The 21,068-nt window shown below is 74.1% G+C and carries 10 protein-coding genes; 6 read left to right on the forward strand and 4 right to left on the reverse strand.

The window, feature by feature from the left end; translation table 11 throughout:
* Positions 1-86 precede the first annotated feature (86 nt).
* The 6 genes from SM793_RS28385 (at position 87) to SM793_RS28410 (ending at position 14,565) form a co-directional block, all read left to right on the forward strand.
* The gene (locus tag SM793_RS28385) at positions 87-2,561 is read left to right on the forward strand and encodes an endo-beta-N-acetylglucosaminidase (RefSeq protein ID WP_320441149.1); all 2,475 of its coding nucleotides are present in this window, start codon (positions 87-89) and stop codon (positions 2,559-2,561) included.
* A 45-nt stretch (positions 2,562-2,606) separates the two neighbouring features.
* Positions 2,607-6,818: an NEW3 domain-containing protein gene (locus tag SM793_RS28390; RefSeq protein ID WP_320441150.1), complete on the forward strand. Its 4,212-nt coding sequence runs from the start codon at positions 2,607-2,609 to the stop codon at positions 6,816-6,818.
* Positions 6,815-7,588 carry a hypothetical protein gene (locus tag SM793_RS28395; protein WP_320441151.1) on the forward strand — a complete coding sequence of 258 codons (774 nt, stop codon included), beginning with the start codon at positions 6,815-6,817 and terminating at the stop codon, positions 7,586-7,588. The genes SM793_RS28390 and SM793_RS28395 overlap by 4 nt, the downstream gene beginning before the upstream one ends.
* Positions 7,589-7,879: 291 nt before the next feature.
* Positions 7,880-10,204, forward strand: coding sequence for a transglycosylase domain-containing protein (locus SM793_RS28400; protein WP_320441152.1), 2,325 nt, complete (start codon positions 7,880-7,882; stop codon positions 10,202-10,204).
* Positions 10,205-10,735: 531 nt separating this feature from the next.
* Entirely contained in the window at positions 10,736-11,167 is a 432-nt protein-coding gene (locus SM793_RS28405; protein WP_320441153.1) for a hypothetical protein, read from the forward strand.
* Positions 11,164-14,565 carry a tetratricopeptide repeat protein gene (locus SM793_RS28410; protein WP_320441154.1) on the forward strand — a complete coding sequence of 1,134 codons (3,402 nt, stop codon included), beginning with the start codon at positions 11,164-11,166 and terminating at the stop codon, positions 14,563-14,565. Before SM793_RS28405 ends, SM793_RS28410 begins: the two co-directional genes overlap by 4 nt.
* 66 nt (positions 14,566-14,631) lie before the next feature.
* Here the strand turns inward: SM793_RS28410 and SM793_RS28415 are convergent, their stop codons facing one another.
* From SM793_RS28415 to SM793_RS28430, 4 genes are all read right to left on the reverse strand, one after another.
* On the reverse strand, positions 14,632-15,198 hold the full coding sequence (locus SM793_RS28415; RefSeq protein WP_320441155.1) for a hypothetical protein: 567 nt from the start codon (positions 15,196-15,198) through the stop codon (positions 14,632-14,634).
* Between the two features lie 250 nt (positions 15,199-15,448).
* Positions 15,449-16,078 (reverse strand): LysE family transporter, encoded by a 630-nt coding sequence (locus SM793_RS28420; protein ID WP_320441156.1) that lies wholly within the window; start codon positions 16,076-16,078, stop codon positions 15,449-15,451.
* A 151-nt stretch (positions 16,079-16,229) separates the two neighbouring features.
* Positions 16,230-17,543 (reverse strand): cytochrome P450, encoded by a 1,314-nt coding sequence (locus tag SM793_RS28425; protein WP_320441157.1) that lies wholly within the window; start codon positions 17,541-17,543, stop codon positions 16,230-16,232.
* Between the two features lie 155 nt (positions 17,544-17,698).
* Positions 17,699-20,893, reverse strand: coding sequence for a M28 family peptidase (locus SM793_RS28430; RefSeq protein WP_320441158.1), 3,195 nt, complete (start codon positions 20,891-20,893; stop codon positions 17,699-17,701).
* Between the last annotated feature and the right edge of the window lie 175 nt (positions 20,894-21,068).

The following is a 21,068-nucleotide window of genomic DNA, read 5'->3' on the forward strand; positions in this document are numbered from 1 at the left end:
ACCCGCACATGCACCCCGGGCCGCGCCCGCCCCGGGCGAGGCCCGCCCCCACCCTCCTCCGCCTTCCGCGCGAACGGAGCCAGCGCATGTCACGACGACGGATCCCCCGCCTGCTGGGCGCCGCCCTCGGCGCAGCCGTCCTGGGCCTCACCCCCACGGTCGCCCGGGCCGCGCCCACCCCCGCCGCCCCGTCCCCGGCGGCCGCCCCCGCCACCGGTACCGGCACCGCCGCCACCGGCACCCAGCCCTACGCCTCCTACTGGTACCCGAACACCATCCTCGGCTGGGACCCGGCCACCGACCCGGACGCCCGGTTCAACCGCGCCCGCGTCCCGCTCCAGCCCCGCACCGCCGACCCGGCGCTCAAGGCCAACCCCAACGCCCGGGCCGGCGAAGGGAGGATCGCCTCCCTGGTCTCCTTCGGACCCACCTCCAACAACCCGTCCCAGGGCTCCGCCGACCCCAACTACTACGCCTTCGGCTACTGGCAGTACGTCGACAAGCTGGTGTTCTGGGGCGGCTCCGCCGGCGAGGGCCTCATCCTCGCCCCCAACCCGACCGTGATCGACGCCGCCCACCGCAACGGCGTCAAGGTCTACGGCACGGTCTTCTTCCCGCCCGCCGCGTACGGCGGCCAGCTCCAGTGGGTGCGCGACTTCGTGCAGAAGTCCGGCAGCCGCTACCCCGTCGCCGACAAGCTCGTCCAGGCCGCCCAGTACTACGGCTTCGACGGCTGGTTCATCAACCAGGAGACCGGCGGCGGCGATTCGGCACTCGCCGGCCAGGTCCGCGACCTGATGCAGTACACGAAGGCGCAGAACGCGACCGAGTTCATGTGGTACGACGCCATGACCGAGTCCGGCGCCGTCAGTTGGCAGAACGCCCTGACCACCGCCAACGACACCTTCCTCCAGGACGGCGCCAGGCGTACCTCCGACTCGATGTTCCTCAACTTCAACTGGTCCTCCGGCGGCCTGGACTCCTCCCGTACCCTGGCCCGGGGCCTCGGCCGGGGCGAGTACGAGCTCTACTCCGGCATCGACACCGAGGCCAACGGCTACAACACCGGCGTCGACTGGAACGCGCTCTTCCCCGCCGGCAGGCCGCACACCACCTCGCTCGGCCTCTACCGCCCCGAGTGGACCTGGAAGTCCGCGACCGACCGGGCCGACTACCTTGCCAAGGACGCCCGGTACTGGGTCGGCGCCAACAACGACCCCTCCAACACCTCCACCTCCTCGTCCTGGAAGGGTCTGGCGAGCTACGTCGCCGAGTCCACCCCGGTCACCGCCAAGCCCTTCGTCACCAACTTCTCCTCCGGCGAGGGCGACTTCTACAACGCGGCCGGTACCCGGGTCGCCACCGGAGGCTGGAACAACCTCTCGCTCCAGGACGTCCCGCCCACCTACCACTGGCTGGTGGAGTCCACCGGCAGCAAGGTGACCCCGTCCGTCGACTTCGCCGACGCCTACGAGGGCGGCTCCTCGCTGCGCCTCACCGGGACGCCGAGCGCCGCCAACACCGTGCGGCTGTACCAGAGCAGGCTTCCGGTCGCCGCCGACACCGAGCTGTCGGTGGTGCTGAAGACGCCCACCGCCGGGCCCGCCCGGCTCGCCGCCGCGGTCTCCTTCACCGACGCGCCGACCACCTTCACCACCCTCGACCTGGGCGCCACCACCGGCACCGGCTGGGAGCGCAAAACCGTCGACCTGTCCGCCTACGCCGGCCGCACCATCGCCCAGATCGGCCTGCGGACCACCGGCACCGGCTCCGCCTACGATCTGCGGATCGGCCAACTCGCCGTGTACGACGGCGCGGTGGACGCCCCGGCGGCACCGTCCGGGCTGACCGTGCTCGGCGCGGCCGACGTGGTGGCCGGGACCAGCCAGTCGCTGCGGCTCGCCTGGACGCCGTCCGCCGGCGGGAACGTGCACCACTACGAGCTGTACCGGCGCAACGCCGACGGCACCCGGGGCTACCTGGGCGCCACCCCGTCCGACGCCTATTTCGTCAACCGGCTCGACCGGGCGGGGACGGAGGCGAGCACCACCGTCGAGGTCGAGGCGGTCTCCACCGAGTACGGCCGCTCCACCGTCGCCACCACCACCGTCCCCTGGACCGGCACCCCGCCCGTCGGCACCGACCTGGCGCTCGGCCGCCCGGCCACCGCCTCCGGCCAGTGCAACACCGACGAGGGCCCGGCGAAGGCCGTCAACGGCACCGTCAACGGCGGCAACGGCGACAAGTGGTGCACCCTCACCAGTGCCAAGTGGCTGGAGGTGGACCTCGGTTCGGCGAAGCAGCTGACGAAGTTCGTGGTCAAGCACGCCCAGGCGGGCGGGGAGAGCGCCTCGTACAACACCCGGGACTTCTCGGTCCAGGTCCGCTCGGCCGCCACCGACCCGTGGACCACCGTCGCCACCGTCACCGGCAACACCGCCGCCGCCACCACCCACCCCGTGACCACCACGGCCCGGTACGTCCGGCTGGTGGTGACGAAACCGACCCAGGGCACCGATCCGGCCGCCCGGATCTACGAGTTCGAAGCCTGGGGCGCCTGACACCCGGTCGCCCCCGGACCGTCCCTTCCTGAAAGGACCCTCCCCGTGCCGGTCACCCTCACCGCCGTCGAGAGCACGGACCTGTTCACCGGCCCCGAGCACGCCCCGCGGCAACTGCTGCGGGTCACCCTCGACGGCCCGCCCGCCACCCGGATCACCGTCTCCGGCCCGGGCGTGCGCGGCGAGGCGGCCGGCACGGGGGAGGTCGAAGTCCCCCTGGAGATCACCGGCGCCGCCCCGGGCGCCCGGCTGCCGGTCACCGTCGAGGCCGGCGGGGCCCGCGCCGGGGGCGTCGTCGAGGTCGCCGAACCCGGCTGGACGATGTTCCTCGTCTCCCACTTCCACTACGACCCGGTGTGGTGGAACACCCAGGCCGCCTACACCTCCCCCTGGGAACTGCTCTCCGCCGACGCCACCACCCGGCCGCTGTGGGAGCGCAACGGCTTCGCGCTCGTCGACGCCCACCTCGACCTCGCGCTGCGCGACCCGGTCTACAAGTTCGTACTCGCCGAAGTCGACTACCTGAAGCCCTACTTCGACCAGCACCCGGAGCGCCGGGAGACCCTGCGGCTGCTGCTCGACCGGGGCCAGGTGGAACTCGTCGGCGGTACCTACAACGAGCCCAACACCAATCTCACCGGCGCCGAGACCACCATCCGCAACATCGCCTACGGCATCGGCTACCAGCGCGACATCCTCGGCGGCGACCCGCGGACCGCCTGGCAGCTCGACGTGTTCGGGCACGACCCGCAGTTCCCCGGCCACCTCGCCGCCGCCGGACTCACCGGCAGCGCCTGGGCGCGCGGCCCGTTCCACCAGTGGGGCCCGATCCAGAAGAACTTCCGGGAGGCCAAGGACGACGCCCGGGTGATGCAGTTCCCCAGCGAGTTCGAGTGGATCGCCCCGAGCGGCGAGGGCGTACTCACCCACTACATGCCGCACCACTACTCGGCCGGCTGGTGGATGGACTCCTCGGCCGACCTCGCCACCGCCGAACGGGCCGTGTACGCGCTCTACCGCAAGCTCAAGCCCGTCGGCGCGACCAGGAACCTGCTGCTGCCGGTCGGCACCGACTACACCCCGCCCAACAAGTGGGTCACCGCCGTCCACCGCTCCTGGGCCGCCAAGTACCTGTGGCCGAGGTTCGTCTGCGCCACCCCCCGCGACTTCCTGGACGCGGTGCGCGCCGAACTCGCCGCGACCGGTCGCCGGCCGAGCCCGCAGACCCGGGACATGAACCCCGTCTACACCGGCAAGGACGTCTCCTACATCGACACCAAGCAGGCCCAGCGGGCGGCGGAGACCGCCGCCGTCGACGCCGAGAAGCTCGCGGTGCTCGCGGAGGCGCAGGGTCTGGGCCGCTACCCGGCGGCGGCGCTCGACAAGGCGTGGCGCCACCTCGTCTACGGCGCCCACCACGACGCGATCACCGGCTCCGAGTCCGACCAGGTGTACCTGGACCTGCTCGGCGGCTGGCGGGAGGCGTACGATCTGGCGGTCGACGTCCGGGACCGGGCGCTGGACGCGTTGACCGCGCGGATCGGCACGGCGGTCGGGGAGGGCCTGGCGCTGGTCGTCACCAACACGCTCTCCTTCGACCGCACCGACCTGGTGGCCGTCCCGCTGCCCCCGGAGGCGACGGCCGGCGGGGTGCGGGTACTGGACGACGCGGGGGCGCCGGTGCCCTGCGCCCTCGACCGGGGCACCCTGCGCTTCCTGGCCGAGGACGTGCCGGCGCTCGGCTGGCGGACCTGGCGGCTGGTGCCCGGAGCCCCGGCCGCCACGCCCTGGCACCCGGCCGAGGGCCTCACCGTCGCCAACGCCCGCTACCGGGTCACGGCCGACCCGGCCCGCGGCGGCGGCCTCTCCTCCGTCCAGGACCTGCGCCACGGCCGGGAGCTGATCCGCCCCGGACTGGTCGGCAACGAACTGCGGGTGTACGAGGAGTACCCCCAGCACCCCGACTTCGGCGAGGGCCCCTGGCACCTCCTCCCCAAGGGCCCGGTGACCGGCTCCGGCGAACGCCCGGCCGAGGTGCGGCGCGAGACCGGCCCGCTCGGCGAACGCCTGGTCGTCACCGGGACGGTGGACGGCCTGCGGTTCGAGCAGACGGTCACCCTCTGGCACGGCCTCGACCGGGTCGACTGCCGGACCAGGGTGGTCGACCACCGCGGCGCCGACCGGCTGCTGCGGCTGCGGTTCCCCGTCGACCTGCCGGGGGCGCTGCCGGTCAGCGAGGTGGCGGGCGCCGTCGTCGGCCGGGGCTTCGCGATGCCGGACGTCGACTCGGCCGAGGCGCCGTGGACCCTCGACAACCCCGCCAACACCTGGTTCGGCCTCGGTTCCACCGCGCGGGTCGTGCTCACCGACCCGGCCACCGGCGCGCCGCTCGGCGAACGGGCCGTCGGCGTCGCGGAGGTCGTCGTCCCCGGGCTGGACGCCGCCGCCGACGCCCGCGGCCTGGTCGTCGCGCTCGCCCGGGTCGGCGTCACCGCCACCACCTCCGGCGCCGACTGGGCCCGCTACGGCTGGCTGGACGTCGACTCCAACCTGCCGGACCTGCGGATCCTCCTCGGCGGCCCCGAAAGCAACGACGCCACCAGGGAGTTGCTGGACCGCGCGGGCGAGGAGTACGCGGCCGTGCTCAAGGCCCACGGCGCGGTCTGGGTACCCGCCGCCGCCCCGCTGACCGAGGTCTGGCGCCCCGGCGCGGACCTCCGCGACCTCCGCGACCTGCCCGCGCTGGTCGTCACCGACCCGGCCGCGCTCGCCGCCGACCTCGCGGACGCCCGGATCACTGCCCGCTGTCCGGTGGCCCCGCCCGCCTCCGAACAACTCACCGACCACACCGTGGCGTTGCTGACCTACGGCCTGCCCGGCTTCGCCGTCGACAGCACCGGCGCGCTCCACCTGTCCCTGCTGCGCTCGTGCACCGGCTGGCCCTCCGGCGTCTGGATCGACCCGCCCCGGCGCACCCTGCCCGACGGCGCGTCCTTCCAGCTCCAGCACTGGACACACGACTTCCACTACGCCCTGGTCGGCGGCCCCGGCGACTGGCGGGAGCAGGAACTCCCTTCTCGGGGGCAGGAGTTCAACCACCCGCTGTACGCCCGGGCGGTGCCCGCCGGACAGTCGGGACCGCTGCCCGCCACGCTCTCCTGGCTGCGGGTCGAACCGGCCCGCCGGGTGCTGCTCGGCGCCCTCAAACCGGCCGGGAACCCGATCGCCCACGGCTCCGCCGCCACCGCCTCGGCCCGACAGCTCACCGTCCGCCTGGTCGAGTCGACCGGACTGGGCAGCACCGTCGCCCTCGGCGGCGCGCTGGGCCTGGTCGACCTGCGCCACGCCGACCTGCTGGAGCGGCCCACCGGCCCGGTCGACGGCGAACTCGCGCTGCCCGGCTCGGCGTTCGCCACCCTGCTGGCCCGCCCCGGGGTGGCCGCCGACCCGGCCGGACCCCTCCTCGGCGCCGCCGCCGAGCCCGCCCAGCCCGTGCACGCCCGCTACTGGCTGCACAACCGGGGCCCGGCGCCGCTCGGCTACCTCCCGGTGTCCGTCGGCGCCTCGCCCGGCCTGCTGCGGACGGCCGGGGAGCCCGTCACCCTCTCGGTCGCGCTCTCCTCCCAGCTCCAGGACGCAGCCGTGGAGGGCACCGCCACCGTCCACCCGCCGGAGGGCTGGACGGCCGGCCCCACCGCCCGCCCCTACCGGCTGGCCCCCGGCGGCCACCTCCGCTTCCCGGTCACCCTCACCCCGCCCGCCGACGCCGCGCCCGGCCTGTACTTCGCCGCCGTCCGGGTGGCACACGACGGGCAGGAGATCGAGGACGTGGTCACCGTGGCGGTCGGCGAGCTGCCGGACGTCCTCCCCGTCCCCGGCGAGGCCCCCGAGGACTGGACCGCCGCCCAGGGCACCACGGCCACCGAGGGCCGCGACACCGGCCTCGGCGTCGCCGTGCTCGCCGACACCGTCCGGCTCGCCCCGGGGGAGCGGGGCGTGCTGGCGCTGCGGCTGACCAACCGCACCCGCGGCGCGATCCGCGGCGAACTGCAACTCGTCTCGCCCTGGGGCACCTGGGAGGCCGTCGGCGCCCCCGTCCGCGGCTTCACCCTCGCCGCGGGCGCCGCATCGGTCGAGGAGTTCGAACTCGCCGCCCCGGCCGCGATGGACCCCGGCGCGTACTGGGCCCTGGCCAAGGTGATGTGGTTCGGCCGCTGCCAGTACGCCCCCACCGTCGCGGTGGAGGTCGCACCGTGACCACCCCCGCCGAAGCCCCGGTCCTCGGCCTGCTCGACGGCCGGCCGCTGCCCCGCACCGGCCTCGACCGCCGCCTCGCCGCCCTGCGCACCGGCCCCCGCGCCGCCGCCCTGCCCGCGCCGGGCAGCGGCGAGGACCGCCAACTCGCCCGCTGGGTCGCCCAGGTACTGCTGACCGAGGCGCTCTGCGAAGCGGTCGCCGCCGAACGCGGCCTCCCCGTCCGCCCCGGAGCCGCGCCCGTCCGCCCCGGGGCCGCGCCCGCCCGCCTCGACCAGCAGGCCGCCGTGGAGCTCGGCTCCATCACCGCCGCCGCGTACGAGGGCAGCGCGGCGGTGCGGGCCGTCTGCGCGGAGGTCACCGCCGACGTCGAGCCCTCCGCCGCCGAGGTCGCCCACTACCGGGCCCGCACCGAACGCCCCCCGTCCGCCGCCCCGTGGCGGCTCGCCCTCCCCGACGGCAGTACCTTCGACGCCGCCCCGGACACCCTCCCGCTCGCTCTCTCCGACGCCCTCCGCGCCGCGCCCCCCGGCGGGTGGGTCAGCGCGGCCGGCTGGACCGCCACCCGCCTGGCCACCGACCCCGACCCCGACCCCGACTCCGACCCCGCTCCCGACCCCGCTTTCGACCCGTGGACCGTCCTGCGCGCCGCCGCCCGCCGCGCCGCCTTCGTGCACTGGCTCGACCACGCCCGCGCCACCCGTCTCACCCTCGTCCCCGGCCTCGAACACCCCGGCGACCCGGCCCAGCCCGACAACCACCACCGGCACTGACCCCGCCGTCCGTCCGACGTCCGTCCGACGTCCGTCCGACGTCCGTCCGGGCAGGCCGACTGCCTGTTCGGGCGGGGGCCGGTGCAACCTTTCCGGGCGTCCGGGGTGTCAGGACAGTGTCGGGCGGTGCCCGCCGCCCCGGCCGGTGCCGGTGCGAAAGCCCCGGCGCGGCAATAGAGTTCGTGCACCGATCGCCTGGTCGGCGGCGTTCTCCGCAATTCGTTGCGCGGCTGTGACAATTCCGGGGGAAAACCGGTTCGGACGCCCACGGTCGAGGATTAGCATTCCGGCATGGAATCGAACACCCCCCCGATAGGGAACTCGCCCGAGGACGAGACGCCGCAGCCGGCTCGGAGCTCGCCGCTGCGGCTGGTCCGCCACGGCGCGACCTTCCTGGGCGTCAGCGTGGTGTCCGGGGCGCTGCTGGCGGGCATGGCCCTGCCCGCCGTCGGCGCGCTCGGGCTGTCCGCCAAGAACACGGCGGAGGGGTTCGACGACATCCCGGACGATTTCAGGACGCCGCCGCTCACCCAGGCGACCCAGATCTTCGACGCCAGGGGCGGGCTGATCGCCAAGGTCTACGAGCGCGACCGCACCGTCCTCACCGCCGACCAGATGTCCCCGCTGATGCGGCAGGCGCAGGTCGACATCGAGGACGCCCGGTTCTACGAGCACGGCGCCGTCGACCCGAAGGGCGTGCTCCGGGCGATCAGCAAGAACGCGGAGAGCGGCACCACCGCGCAGGGCGCGTCGACGCTGACCCAGCAGTACGTGAAGAACGTGAACGTCGAGAAGGCCGGCGACGATCCGGCGGCGGTCCGGGAGGCGCAGCGCAAGACCCTGGGCCGCAAGATCCAGGAGCTGAAGATCGCCATCAAGTTGGAGGAGGACCTCTCGAAGGACCAGATCCTCACCAACTACCTCAACATCACCTACTACGGGAACGGCGCCTACGGGGTCGAGGCCGCCTCCCAGCGGTACTTCGGCAAGAGCAACAAGGACCTCACCGTCGCCGAGGCCGCCACCCTGGCCGGCCTGGTGCAGAACCCGTCCCAGTACGACCCCAAGGCGCACCCGCAGGCCGCGCTCAACCGGCGCAACACCGTGCTCGACAAGATGCTGGAGAACGGCCACATCACGGCCGACCAGGCCAAGGAGGCCAAGGCCGCCCCGCTGGGCCTGAACTACCGGGAACCGCAGAACGGCTGCATCACCGCCAAGGCGGGCATGGGCTTCTTCTGCGACTACGTCCGCCACGTGGTCAAGCAGGACCCGGTCTTCGGCGCCACCGCCGCCGAACGCAAGAAGCTCTGGGACCAGGGCGGCCTGAACATCCGCACCACCCTCGACCCGGACAAGCAGGCCGCCGCCCAGAACGCGGTCAGCTCCAACGTGCGGGTCACCGACCCGGTGTCGGCCGCCGCCAGCATGGTCGAGCCGGGCACCGGAAAGATCCTGGCGATGGCCCAGACCCGCCCGTACGGCCTCTCCGCGGGCAAGAACCAGACCGTCGTCAACTTCAACGTCGACGCGGCGATGGGCGGCGGCAACGGCTTCCAGCCGGGCTCGACGTTCAAGCCGGTCGTGGCCGCCGCGGCCCTGGAGGCGGGCCTGACGCCCGTCCAGGAGTACCTCTCGCCGAACAAGCTCGAGTACCCGACGGTGAAGACCTGCGAGGGCACCTGGAAGAACACCACCAAGCCCAAGGCGGTGGTGCCCAACGAGTCGGCGAACGAGCAGGGGCCGTACCAGCTGAAGGAGGCGATGGCCCTCTCGGTCAACACCTACTTCGTGCAGATGGAGCAGGAGATCGGCCTCTGCGCGGTCAAGCAGATGGCCAACAAGCTCGGCATCGCCACCAAGGCGAGCGGCAAGCCGCTGGAGGAGGTCCCCGCGATGGGCCTGGGCGTCGAGGAGGTGAGCCCGCTGAGCATGGCCGGGGTCTACGCGACGTTCGCCGCCAACGGCACGCACTGCGCGCCGCTCGCCGTCACCTCGATCACCACCGTCGACGGCAAGGACGTGCCGGTCCCGCCGGCCCGCTGCGAGACGGCGTTCTCGGCGGACACCGCCAAGGCGCTGAACACCATCCTCAACGGCGTCACCGAGACCGGCACCGGCCGCGACCTCGGCCTGGAGGGGGACCGGCAGATCGCCGGCAAGACCGGCACCTCCGACAAGAAGAAGGCCGCCTGGTTCAGCGGCTACACCCCGCAGCTCGCCACCTCGGTCTGGATCGGCGGCCCCAACGGCGGTGTGGAGATGCGCAACATCACCATCAACGGCAAGTACCGCAAGGAGGTCTTCGGCGCCGACGGCCCCGGGCCGATCTGGCGCGACGCCATGAACCAGGCCCTGCGGGGGACGCCCAAGCAGACCATGCCGATGGCCGACATCCCCGACCCGGCGCCCCGGAAGGACCCGAAGGACGGCGACAGTGCCAGCGGCAGCCCCTCGGGCTCGCCGACCGGTTCGCCGACCGGTTCGCCGACCAACGGAACCCGCGGCGGCCGGACCTCGAGCCCGGCCCGCCCCCCGGCCAACACACCGGCCACGGCTCCTGCGGGCGCCCCGGCCGACGCCGCCGCGAACGCCCCGGCGGGGCAGGCCGACTGACGGTCGATCGGTCTCGCGGCGCACCGTCGGACGGCCGCGTGCCAAGACCGGCGGTGCGGGAGACGCTGAGGTCAGGAACCTGGTGGATGGCGGGACGTGGCACGGTCCCGTGATCCACGGTGGGGGGCGTTCACATCCACCTGTCGCCCGCCGCGCCGGCCATCATGGGCGCGCCGGACGGGCCCGGCCGGTGGACGGATGCGGCCCACCGCTCCGCCGTCCGGGCGCACGTCCCCGCAGGTCGGGACGCGACGGCCGTCCGCCGGCACGTGCCCGCCGTCGTCGCCGCGCCGGCCGCAACGCGCGACGGGGCCGCGGCTGCGCTCGCGGACGACCCGTGGCAGACCCGGGCCCGTCCGCTCCCCCGCCCCGGCGCCGGGCGGCCGCCGGCGCCGGACCCCGGTACTCCTGTCCGAGTCGTCGGTACCTCCCTTGCGCTGCCCGGAAACTGATGCAAAGTCAGTGGTCAGGTGGCATCCTGGCGGCGTTCGGTGACGGTGCGGTCGCCGCGGACGGGCAAGGAGATGCGGGATGGGTGCTTCGGGGCGGATCTGGGCGCTGCGCTGCGTGGTGGGGCTGTGCGCGGCGGGTGCGATCGGTCTGGTCCTGGTCGCCGTGCTGGTGGACCTGGACACGGCGGACCGGGTGGCCAGCGTGGGCGGGGCGGTGGTCGCGCTGGCCGGGTTCGTCCTGGCCCTGTGGCAGTTGCAGCGGCCCGCCCCGGGCCCGCGGACGGTGGTGCGCGGCGGCCGGGCGGGGGCGGTGACGGCGGGCGGTGACATGGTCGGCAACGCGATCGGCGCGCGCAGCCGCGTCACCGGCGCCCCGCCTGTCCCGGCCCCGGCCCCGCAGCCCGGTGCCCCCGCCGGCGGGCAGGAGGTCGTGGGCGGCGGCAAGGGGTCGGTCACGGCGGGCGGGAACATGGTCGGCAACGCGATCGGCGACGAGAGTGAGGTCGGGTGACCCGCAAGTCGGGGCGTCAGCGGAACTCCGGCAGATCCAAGCAGCGTTCGGCGGGGACGTCGGGTCGGCGCCCCGCCGCCGGGACGGACGCCGGCGAGGCCGGCGGGATCCTGCCGCGCCAACCGCCGCCACCGGCGGCGGAAGGCGGCACAGTGCGGGTGGAGGCCGGCGGCGACGAGTCCGTGGCGGCCGGTCGGGATCTCAAGTACAACGCGGTCGGCAGCAATTCGAGCGTCACGGTCAGCAAGACCTATATCGAACGGCAGACCGTCGTGCACCCCGAGGGCGGCGGGTCGGGCCGGGCCGGCCCGCCGGAACTCCCACCTCCGCCGCCCCTGGGTGCCGCCGATCTCACCGGCCGCGCCGCGGAGTTCGCGGAGCTGCTCGCCTTCCTCGACCCGGACGCGCGGACGGCCAGGCCGGGGACGACGACGGCGGTGGCCTCGGTCCAGGGGATGGGCGGGGTCGGGAAGACCTCGTTGGCCCTGGCCGTCGCCCACGCGGCCGTCGACCGCGGCCTGTTCACCGGGGTGCTCTTCCTCGACCTGCGCGGCTACGACGACAAGCCCCTCGACCCGAGCCAGGCGCTGGTCGCCCTGCTGCACACCCTGGGGACGGAACCGGGGCGGATCCCACCCGAGCAGCACGACCGGGCCGGTCTCTACCGGGCACAGCTGGCAGCCCGCGCCCGGGCGGGCGAGCGGGTGCTGGTCCTCGCGGACAACGCGGCCTCGGCCGGACAGGTCGAGCACCTGGTGCCCGGTGCGGGACCGAACCGGCTGCTGGTCACCAGCCGTGACGACCTCTCCGCGCTCGGCGCGCGGCTGTTCGACCTCGACGTCCTCACGCCCGTCGCCGCGGTGGAGCTTCTCGGCGGCGCCGTCCGGGCCATGCTCCCCGACGACGACCGGATCACCGCCGATCCGGAGGGGGCCGCACGGGTCGCGGAGCTGTGCGGGTACCTGCCGCTGGCGTTGCGGCTGGCCGCCGCGCAGCTGGTGACCGACCGGTCGCTCAAACCCGTCGACCTGGTGGCCGAACTGGAGGTCGAGGAGCGCCGGCTGGACGCTCTGGACGACGGCCGCCGCGCGGTGCGGACCGTCCTGGAGACCTCGTGCAGGCGCCTGACGCCGCCGCAGGCCGAGCTGTTCCGCCTGCTGACGCTCAACCCCGGCCCGGACATGTCCACAGCCGTCGCCATGGTGCTCTCCGGGACCGGGAAGCGCAAGGAGGTCCGCGCCCGGCTGATCGCGCTGGCCAGGGCCAGCCTGATCAGGCAGGATCCCGCGACGGGTCGCTGGCACATGCATGACCTCGTCCGTCTCTACGCCATCGAGCAGCTCGGTGCCCGCCGGTTCCATCGGCTCCACGGCGGGATGGCGTTCTCGCGGCTGCTCCGGCACTACGTCGACCACACCTTGGCCGCGGACAAGCACGTGAGCCAGGAGGTACTCCCGGGCGAAGGACCGTTCGAAAGTCGCGTGAAGGCACTGGAATGGCTGGACGCCGAGCGGATGAACCTCATCGGCGCCGTGCAGCAGGCCCACGGCGTCAGGCAGTACGAGCTCGCCCAGGTGCTGGCCTCCGGCCTGAGCAACTACTTCAATCTGCGCCGGTACCTGACGGACTGGCTGGCAGTCGCCTCCACCGCCGTGGACAGCGCCCGTGCCCAGGGGGACCGCCGCGACGAGGCCCGGGCCGGGACCGTACTCGGCAGCGTCCTGTACGAGCTGCGACGCTTCGAGGAGGCGGAGGAGAAGGAGCGGACGGCACTGGCCCTGCTGCAGGAGTTCGACGACCGGGAGGCGCGGGCGTCCGCGTGGACCGTCCTCGGGCAGGTGCTCGGCGAACAGCGGCGTTTCGGCGAAGGGGAGGATGCGTTGCGGACCGCGCTCGACCTGCTCCGGGAGGTCGGGAACCGCGAGGCCGAGACCACGGTCTGGAACAACCTGGGCCAGAACCTGCAGAAGGCACGGCGTTTCGTGGAGGCGGAGGAGGCGCTGCGAGCCGCGCTCGCCGTGCTGCCGGCGGGCCACCACCGGCAGGAGGCCACCATCTGGACCAACCTCGGTGTCGTCCTGCAGGACCTGGGGCGCTTCCCCGAGGCGGAGGAGGCGCAGCGGACCGCGCTGAGGATCGCCCAGGAGGTCGGCGACGGCCCGCGCGAAGGTACCGCCCTGAACAACCTCGGCCAGATCCTCCAGGACCTGTGGCGCCTGGCGGAGGCGGAGCAGGCGCAGCGGGCCTGCCTGGAGATCTTCGAGCGGCTCGGCGACCGGTTCTACGAGGGCACGGCCTGGAGCAATCTGGGCAGCACCCTCTCCCTGCTGCGGCGTTTCGACGAGGCGGAGGAGGCCGTGCGCACCGCGATCGCCGTCCTGCGGGAGGTCGGCGACGGCCAGCGTGAGGGCACCGCGTGGAGCAATCTCGGCCGGGTGCTCGGTGAGTTGTGGCGCTTCGAGGAGGCGGAGGAGGCGCAGCGGACCGCGCTGGAGCTGCTCCGGGACATCGGTGACCGGCGGGGCGAGGCCACGGCGGCGAGCAACCTCGGTGTCGCTCTGCACGAGCTGCGACGCTTCGAGGAGGCGGAGGAGCTGCAACGGGCCGCCGTGCGCCTGTGCGAGGAGGACGAGGATCCGCGCAACGAGGCGATGGCCCGGAGCAACCTCGGCCAGGTCCTCCTGGAGCTGCGGCGGTTCGAGGAGGCGGAGGAGGCCCAGCGGACCGCGCTGGAGCTGCTCCGGGACATCGGTGACCGGCACCGTGAGAGCACGGCGCGGCACAATTTCGGCGCCGTCCTGTTCGGACTGCGGCGGTTCGAGGAGGCGGAGGCGGAGCAGCGGGCCGCCCTGGCGCTCGTCCAGGAGGTCGGTGACCGGCACGGTGAGGGCGGGGTCCGGAACAACCTGGGCCACACGCTCCAGAAGGCAGGCCGGTTCGAGGAGGCGGTGGAGGTGGGGCGGGCCGCCCTGGCGATCTTCCAGGAGACCGGCGACCGGCGTGGCGAGGCTGTCGCGACGAACAGCCTGGGCGTGATCCTGCTGGCGTCGGGCCGCTTCGACGAGGCCGTGGAGGCGGAGCGGAGGTCCTTCGCCCTGCACGAGGAGATCGGTGACCGGCACCGCGCGACGGTCGCCCTGATGAACCTCGGGTCGGCGCTACGGGCCCAGGGCGACCCGGTGGCCGGGACGGCTGCCGTCGAGCGGGCGGTGGAGCGGTTCCGCGAGGCGGCGGACGCCTACCGCGAGGGCGAGGCGCTGCGGGAGCTGGCGGCCTGTCTGGCCGCGCTGGGACGTGACCTGGAGGAGGTCGCACGGACGCGGGAGGCGGCCGCGGCGGCGTTCCGGCGGGTCGGGGCCGAGGAGGAGGCCGGGCAGGTGCTGGCGCCGGTGGACTGAGCCGGGGCGTCGCCGCCCTCCATGTCCGCCCGCGCGCCGCGGGCGGACACGGAGGGCCGCAGCCGGTCAGGAGGGGAAGGGCCAGACCGGGCACCACGGCGGGATGACCTGGCCGGGGTAGGGCGGGCCCCACGGCGGGCACGGCGGCAGCTGGGGCGGCGCGGAGGTCCACAGGACCTTGCCGTTCAGCTCGACCGCGATCGCGCCCTCGTTGTAGATGGTCAGCTCGGCGCCCCACTGGCCGCCGGTCCGGCTGTTCCACAGCGGGGTGCTGTCACCGGCGTACACGACGAGGTTGCCGTCGCCCTGGATCACCAGGACCTCGCCGCGGGGCATGGCGCCCTGGGCGACCCAGATCGCCGTGCCGTCGCGGTACAGCACGACGTTGCCGTCGCCCTGCATGGCGAGCATGACCCTGCCGTTCGGCGAGTACCAGGCCTGGTTGCGGCCGATCGAGGTGTTCCCGGGGATGCGGGTGGGCGGGGTGAGCGCGGCCGTCGCGAGGGCGGGTGCCCCGGCGGTCGCGGGAGCGGCGGGGGCCGGGGCGGCGGTGGCCGTGCCGGAGGCGAAGGTGGCGAAGCCGATCGCGGCGACGGCCGCGAGGGCCGCCGCTCTGGTGCGAAGACTGGTCATGGCGGGGTTCGGGATCCTTCCGGACGGGCGGCGCGGCCCGGTGGGGCCGCTGTCCTGACGGCGCGTCAGTTCGTTCCGGTGCGCCGGGCGCCCAGGTTATGGCCGCCGGAACGGAAGGTGGCGGCAGATCGACCGGCAGCTTCCCGGCACCCCCGGTGCGTGGGCGCTGCCGTTCGGCGGCCACGGAGTCGGCGCACGCCGGGCCCGGGTGCCGGGTGCGGGCGGTCAGCGCGGGGTGTCGGTGCGGTGGTCAGTGCTGGAGCGCCAGGCGGAGGGCCAGGGCGAGGACGACGAGGTTGCCGGTGAGGCCGGTGAGGAGTCGGCCGCGGGGGCCGGTCAGGAGGCGGCGGAGCAGGGCGCCGCCGGTCGCGAGCAGGGCCTGCCAGCTGGCCGAGGCGGCGAAGGCGGCCAGGACGAACACCAGGCCGGGCCCGAGGCTGCCGGGGCCGGTGCGGCCGCCGAGCACCAGGGCGCTGAAGTAGACCACGGTGAGCGGGTTGAGGAGGGTCAGGCCGAGCAGCGAGGCGTAGGTGCGCCAGGGGGAGGCGGGTGCCGGGGGAGGGGTCCCGGCCGGGTCCCGGTCCGTCCGGTGGGTGCGGAGGGTGGTGCGCAGCCCGTGTGCGGCGAGGAGGACGAGGACGGCCGCGGCGGCGAGTTCGAGGGCGCCGGCGGCCGGTGCGAGCAGCGGGGCGAGCGTCGCGCCGCCGATCAGCGCGAGCAGGGCGTACAGGCCGTCGGCGGTGGCCACGCCCAGGGCGGCGGCCATGCCCCGGGCCAGCGAGACGCGCGAGGCGAGGGTGACGACCAGGACGGAGATCGCCCCGACCGGCACGGCGATGCCGTAGCCGGCGAGGAGCCCGGAGAGCAGGGCGTCGGTCATGGGGGGGGGTCCGGTTCGGGCGGGGCGGTCGGGGGGTGGTGGCCGGGAGCGTAGTGCGCGACCGCCGGGCCGGGCCACCGGTTTGTCGGGACCGACCCGGGCGCGGTACCTGGCAGGAGGCGGCTCCTGGCCTGAGGCGCGCCCCGGGCGCTCAGCCCACCGCCGTGAGCACCACCGGCGTCGGGCCGTCCGGGCGGACGGTGATGCTGTAGACGGCCCCGGCGGGCCGCTCGAGGAAGCGCACCGTGAAGGCGGGCAGCAGGAGTTCGAGCACCGCGACGGACTCGCGGAGCGCGAACTGGGTGCCGAGGCAGGCGCGGGCGCCGAGGCCGAACGGGAGGTAGCCGCCGAGCTGCGCGGGGCGGGTGCCGTCCGGGCCGAAGCGGGTCGGGTCGAAGCGCTCGGGGTCGGGCCAGAGCGCCGGGTCGCGGTGGGTGAGGTAGGGGCAGACCAGCAGGTCGGTGCCGGCTTCGACCCGGTGGCCGGCGAGGGTGTCGTCGGTGAGCGCGTGCCGGGGGAGGATCCAGGCGGAGGGGTAGAGCCGGAGTGTCTCGGAGACCAGTGCCAGTACCGCCTCGCGCCGCTCGGGCGAGCCCTCGGGGCCGGCGTCGAGGGCCCACCGCCGGGCGCCGGGTTCGCGGTCGAGGAGCAGGTACAGCCAGGTGAGGGTGGTGGCGGTGGTCTCGTGGCCGGCGACGAGCAGGGTGACGAGCTCGTCGCGGATCAGCCGCTCGGTGTACTCGGGGTGCTGCTCGGCCGCGTCGAGCAGTACCCGCAGGACGCCGGGGCCGTCGGGGCCGTCCTCGTGGCAGCGGGCGGCGGCGATCGCGGCGTGCGCCACCGCGTCGATCCGGGCCAGGTCCTCGGCGACGGCCTCGCCGGCCTGCTCGCCGTCGGGGAGCTGGGGGAGGGCGGCGACGACGGTGGCGATGCGGTCGAGTTCGCGCTCGGTGGCCGGGTCGAGGGGGTGGCCGGTGAGTGCGCGCCAGATGGTGTCGAGGGCGAAGTGCCGCATCTCCGCGCCGAGGTCGATCTGTTCGCCGGTGCGCGCGTAGCCGGCCCAGCGGTCGGCGGCGCGACGGGCCGCGGCGGCGATCCGCTGCTCGTAGCGGCGCATCCCGGGGCCGGTGAACTGGGCCTGGAGCATCCGCCGTTGGCGTTTCCAGGCGTCACCGGTGGCGGTCAGCACGCCCTCGCCGGCGAGCATCCGGGCCCGGTGCGAGCGCTTGACGTACCGCTCGGGGTGGCGGCCGAGGACGTGCTGCACGGCCTCGGGGTCGGTGACCAGGACGGTGGGGCGCGGGCCGATCCGGAACGCGGCGACGCCGCCGAGGCGCTGCCGGGTGCGGGCCAGCAGGTCGATCAGCTCGGCCTCCTCGGTGCGCCACTCCTCGACGGCCTCGGGCGGCAGTTCGGGGACGGGCGGGACGGCGGGGGAGGGGCCGGGGTTCGCGGCGGTGGTCACGGGGTGCCTCCTCGGTCGGCGGCCGGGAGCCGGCGGCGGTCCGCGCCGACTCTACGTCAGACCGCCGCCGCACATGCGGCGGTGCCGCGGTCCGTCCCCCTCGACGAACCGCGGCACCGCCTTTTTCATCCCGTCCCGGAGACGATCCGGTCCGCTCAGATCGGCTGCCAGAGGGCCGGGACGATCGGCGGCTCCCAGCCCACCTGGGCCGTGTGGCCCTGGAGGCACCGGTAGCTGATTCCGTTGTAGGTGACGGTGTCACCTGTCTGGTAGGTGGTGCCCGCGGCCCAGGTGCCGTTGCCCGGGCCGGGGTCGGAGGTGACCACCAGCGAGTAGGAGCTGGAGTGGGAGACCGAACCGGTGCCGGTCACGGTCAGGTTGTACGTCCCGGACGGGACCGAGGAGGCGACCGAGACGTTCAGCGTCGCGGAGCTCCCGGACTGTACCGAGGAGGGGCTGACGGTGGCCGTCACACCGGCCGGAGCGCCGGAGACCGAGAGGTTCACGGTCTGCGCGGTGCCGGAGGTGGTCTGGGTGTTCACCGTGGCGCTGGCCGACTCGCCCGGCTTGACGCTGCCGGTGGCCGGGTTGACGTTGACCGAGAAGTCGTTGCTCGGCACCGGGCCGCTGCCGACCGAGGTCTTCCACAGCGTGTAGGCGACGCCGTCGGCGCTGCGGTCCAGCACGGTGGCGTTGATGTTGCTGGTGGTGTCGCAGGCCGAGTGGTAGCAGGAGTCGTACGCCCGGCCCGCGGTGCCGCCCCACTTCGCCGCCTGGTTGGCGGTCTTGGTGGCGCTGGCGCCCGCCGCGTAGCCCGAGGTCGGGATGCCGGCGGACTGGAACGAGGCGTCGTCCGAGCGGCCCTGGCCCTCGACGTTCTCCTCCGGCTGGAGGCTCAGCGAGTCCCAGTAGGCCTTCATCGGCGCCGAGGTGGTGGAGTTGACGTTGTTGATGAAGTAGCCGGCGTTGGGCGAGCCGACCATGTCGAAGTTGTAGTAGCCCTTGATGGCGCTGCGCTGGCTGGAGCCCAGCTGGCTCACGTAGTACTGCGAGCCCTGGAGGCCCTGCTCCTCACCGGTCCACCAGGCGAAGCGCACGTGGCGGGTCATGGTGGGGTTCTGCTGGGCCAGGGCGAGCGCGGTCTCCAGCAGGACGGACGAGCCGGAGCCGTTGTCGTTGATGCCGGGGCCGGCGCTGACGCCGTCCAGGTGCGCGCCGAACATGGTGACCTGGTCGGCGGGGCCGCCCGGCCAGTCGGCGATCAGGTTGTTGGCGCTGTAGGTGCAGGAGCCGCAGGTCTGCTCGCTGACCTGGTAGCCGGCGGCCGTGAGCTTGGCCTTCACATAGGCCAGCGACTGGCTGTAACCGGCGGTGCCGGTACGGCGGTTGCCGCCGTTCTGGGAGGCGATGGTGTTGAGCTGGGCCAGGTGCGCCTGGACGTTGGCGACGCTGATGTCGGGCGCCTGCCCGGTGGGGCCGCCGCCGCCGACCGTCAGCGTGTACTGCGCGGTGTGGGTGGTCTGGCCGGTGCCGGTGACCGTGATGACGTAGGTGCCGGGCGCGGTGGTGGCGCTGGTGGCGACCGTCATCGTGGCGTTCGAGCCGGACTGGACCGAGGACGGGCTGAAGCTGACGCTCGCGCCGCTCGGGGCGCCGGAGGCGGTCAGGTTGACGGTCTGGGCGCCGCCCTGGGTCACCTGGGTGACGACCGTCGTGGTGGCGGAGGAACCCGCCTGGACGCTGCCGGAGGCCGGGTTGGTCCCGATCGAGTAGTCCGGACCGGTCGGGCCGTCGCACTTGGGGTCACCGGTCTGGGCGGGCACGCTGACCGCGTCCCAGGCCGCCTTGGTGCGGTTGAACAGGTTGCAGGAGGGGTCGAGGGACTTGGCGGCGGTCAGGGTGGTGGTCCGGTACCTCTTGTAGGTCATGCCGCTGGTCTTGAGCAGCATGCCGCCGTAGAAGACCCGGCCCGCGTCCTTGATGCCGACGCCGGTGACCGCGGAGCTGTTGCAGGTCGGGCTGGTGGGCTTGCCGCCGCCCGGGTTGGAGCCCTCGGCGAGCAGGTAGAACCAGTGGTTCAGCGGGCCGGCGGCCGCGTGCACCTCGGTGCTCGGGATCGAGGAGGAGTAACAGTTGGGGTCGCCGTTGACGAGCGAGGGGTTGGCCATGTTGCGGATCGGGCCGCGGCCGACCAGGTTGATCATCTCGCCGACGGTGTAGTCCGGGTTGTCGTACGGGGAGGGCTCGTTGGCGTAGGCCTCGGTCAGCGCGCCGAAGATGTCGCCGGTGCCCTCGCCCAGGCCGTTCTCGTTGTTGGCGCCGCCCGGGGTGTACTGGTCGATGCCGTGGCCGAACTCGTGGCCGACGACGTCGATCGAGGAGATCCACTCGTTGGCGTTGTTGTGGCCGATGGAGACCGAGGAGCCGTCCCAGTAGGCGTTGACGTCGTTGAGACCGACCTTGACCGGCCAGCTGCCCCCGGTACCGTTGTGGCCGTTGCGGCCCAACCAGTCCTTGAGCATGTCCCATTCCTTCTGCGCCGCGAACATGACGTCGCCGCAGCCGGTCTCCTTGCTGGTGGGGCTGCCGTTGCCCCAGGAGTCCGAGGACTTGCTGAACACCTGGCCGGTCGCGTTGTCGGCGCAGCTCAGGCCGGGCCGGCCCGGGTCGCGCAGCGAGTAGCTGTTGCCCGAGCCCGTGGTGCTGATGGTGACCGGCGACGGGCCGTTCCACTTGCTGTTGAGGGTCCCGGCCCGCACGTCGTCGTAGCTGTCGAGGACCTCGCCGTTGCGGGCGTCGACGAAGACGTGCAGGGTGCTCGGGGCGCTCGCGGTGCGGCCGGTGAGCACGGTCTCCCAGGCGAGCCGCCCGGCGCCGTCCTTGACCCGGACGACCAGCCGGCGGGACTGCACGCCGTCCACGGTGGCCAGCTTGGTGCGGGCGGTGCGCTCCGCGTGGGCGGCGCTGATCAGGGCGGTGGTGGGCACGCCTATCGCGCCGGTGTTGGCGGACTGGGCGCCGTGCACCCTGCCCTGGCCGTCGGCGATCACGACGGCGTCGCCGCCGACCACCGGCAGGCCCTTGTAGGTGCGCTCGTAGGCGACCGAGTAGAGACCGCCCAGCCAGGGGGTCACGGACTGGCGCTCGTAGGTCTCGCCGGGGCCCTTGGCCAGGGAGTCCAGGCCGGCCGCGGCCGCCTGGTCGGCGGCGTTCACGGCGGCGGCCAGCGCGCTGGGGGGTGTCGGCGCGGCCGCACCCGCGGCGGCGCCGGCCTGCCCGACCGCGGTGGCGGTCAGCATGCCGGCCAGGACGGCCAGGGTGGTCCCCGCCGTCAGCAATCTGCGTTTCATTCCGAGGCTCCTCGAACGTGGGGGTGCTCGACCGCGGACGGTGCGCCGGAGAGGCGCTCACCGCAGGACGCTGGGGGGCTCGATCTGTGGGCGTCCGCGCTCGGGTGCCGGAACCCTCACACGCCGACATGCCACGGTCAACGGGCTGGACGCGCGGAACCGGGGGTTGGCAAGT

It is taken from the genome of Kitasatospora purpeofusca, from assembly GCF_034043715.1.
Lineage (GTDB): Bacteria > Actinomycetota > Actinomycetes > Streptomycetales > Streptomycetaceae > Kitasatospora > Kitasatospora purpeofusca_A.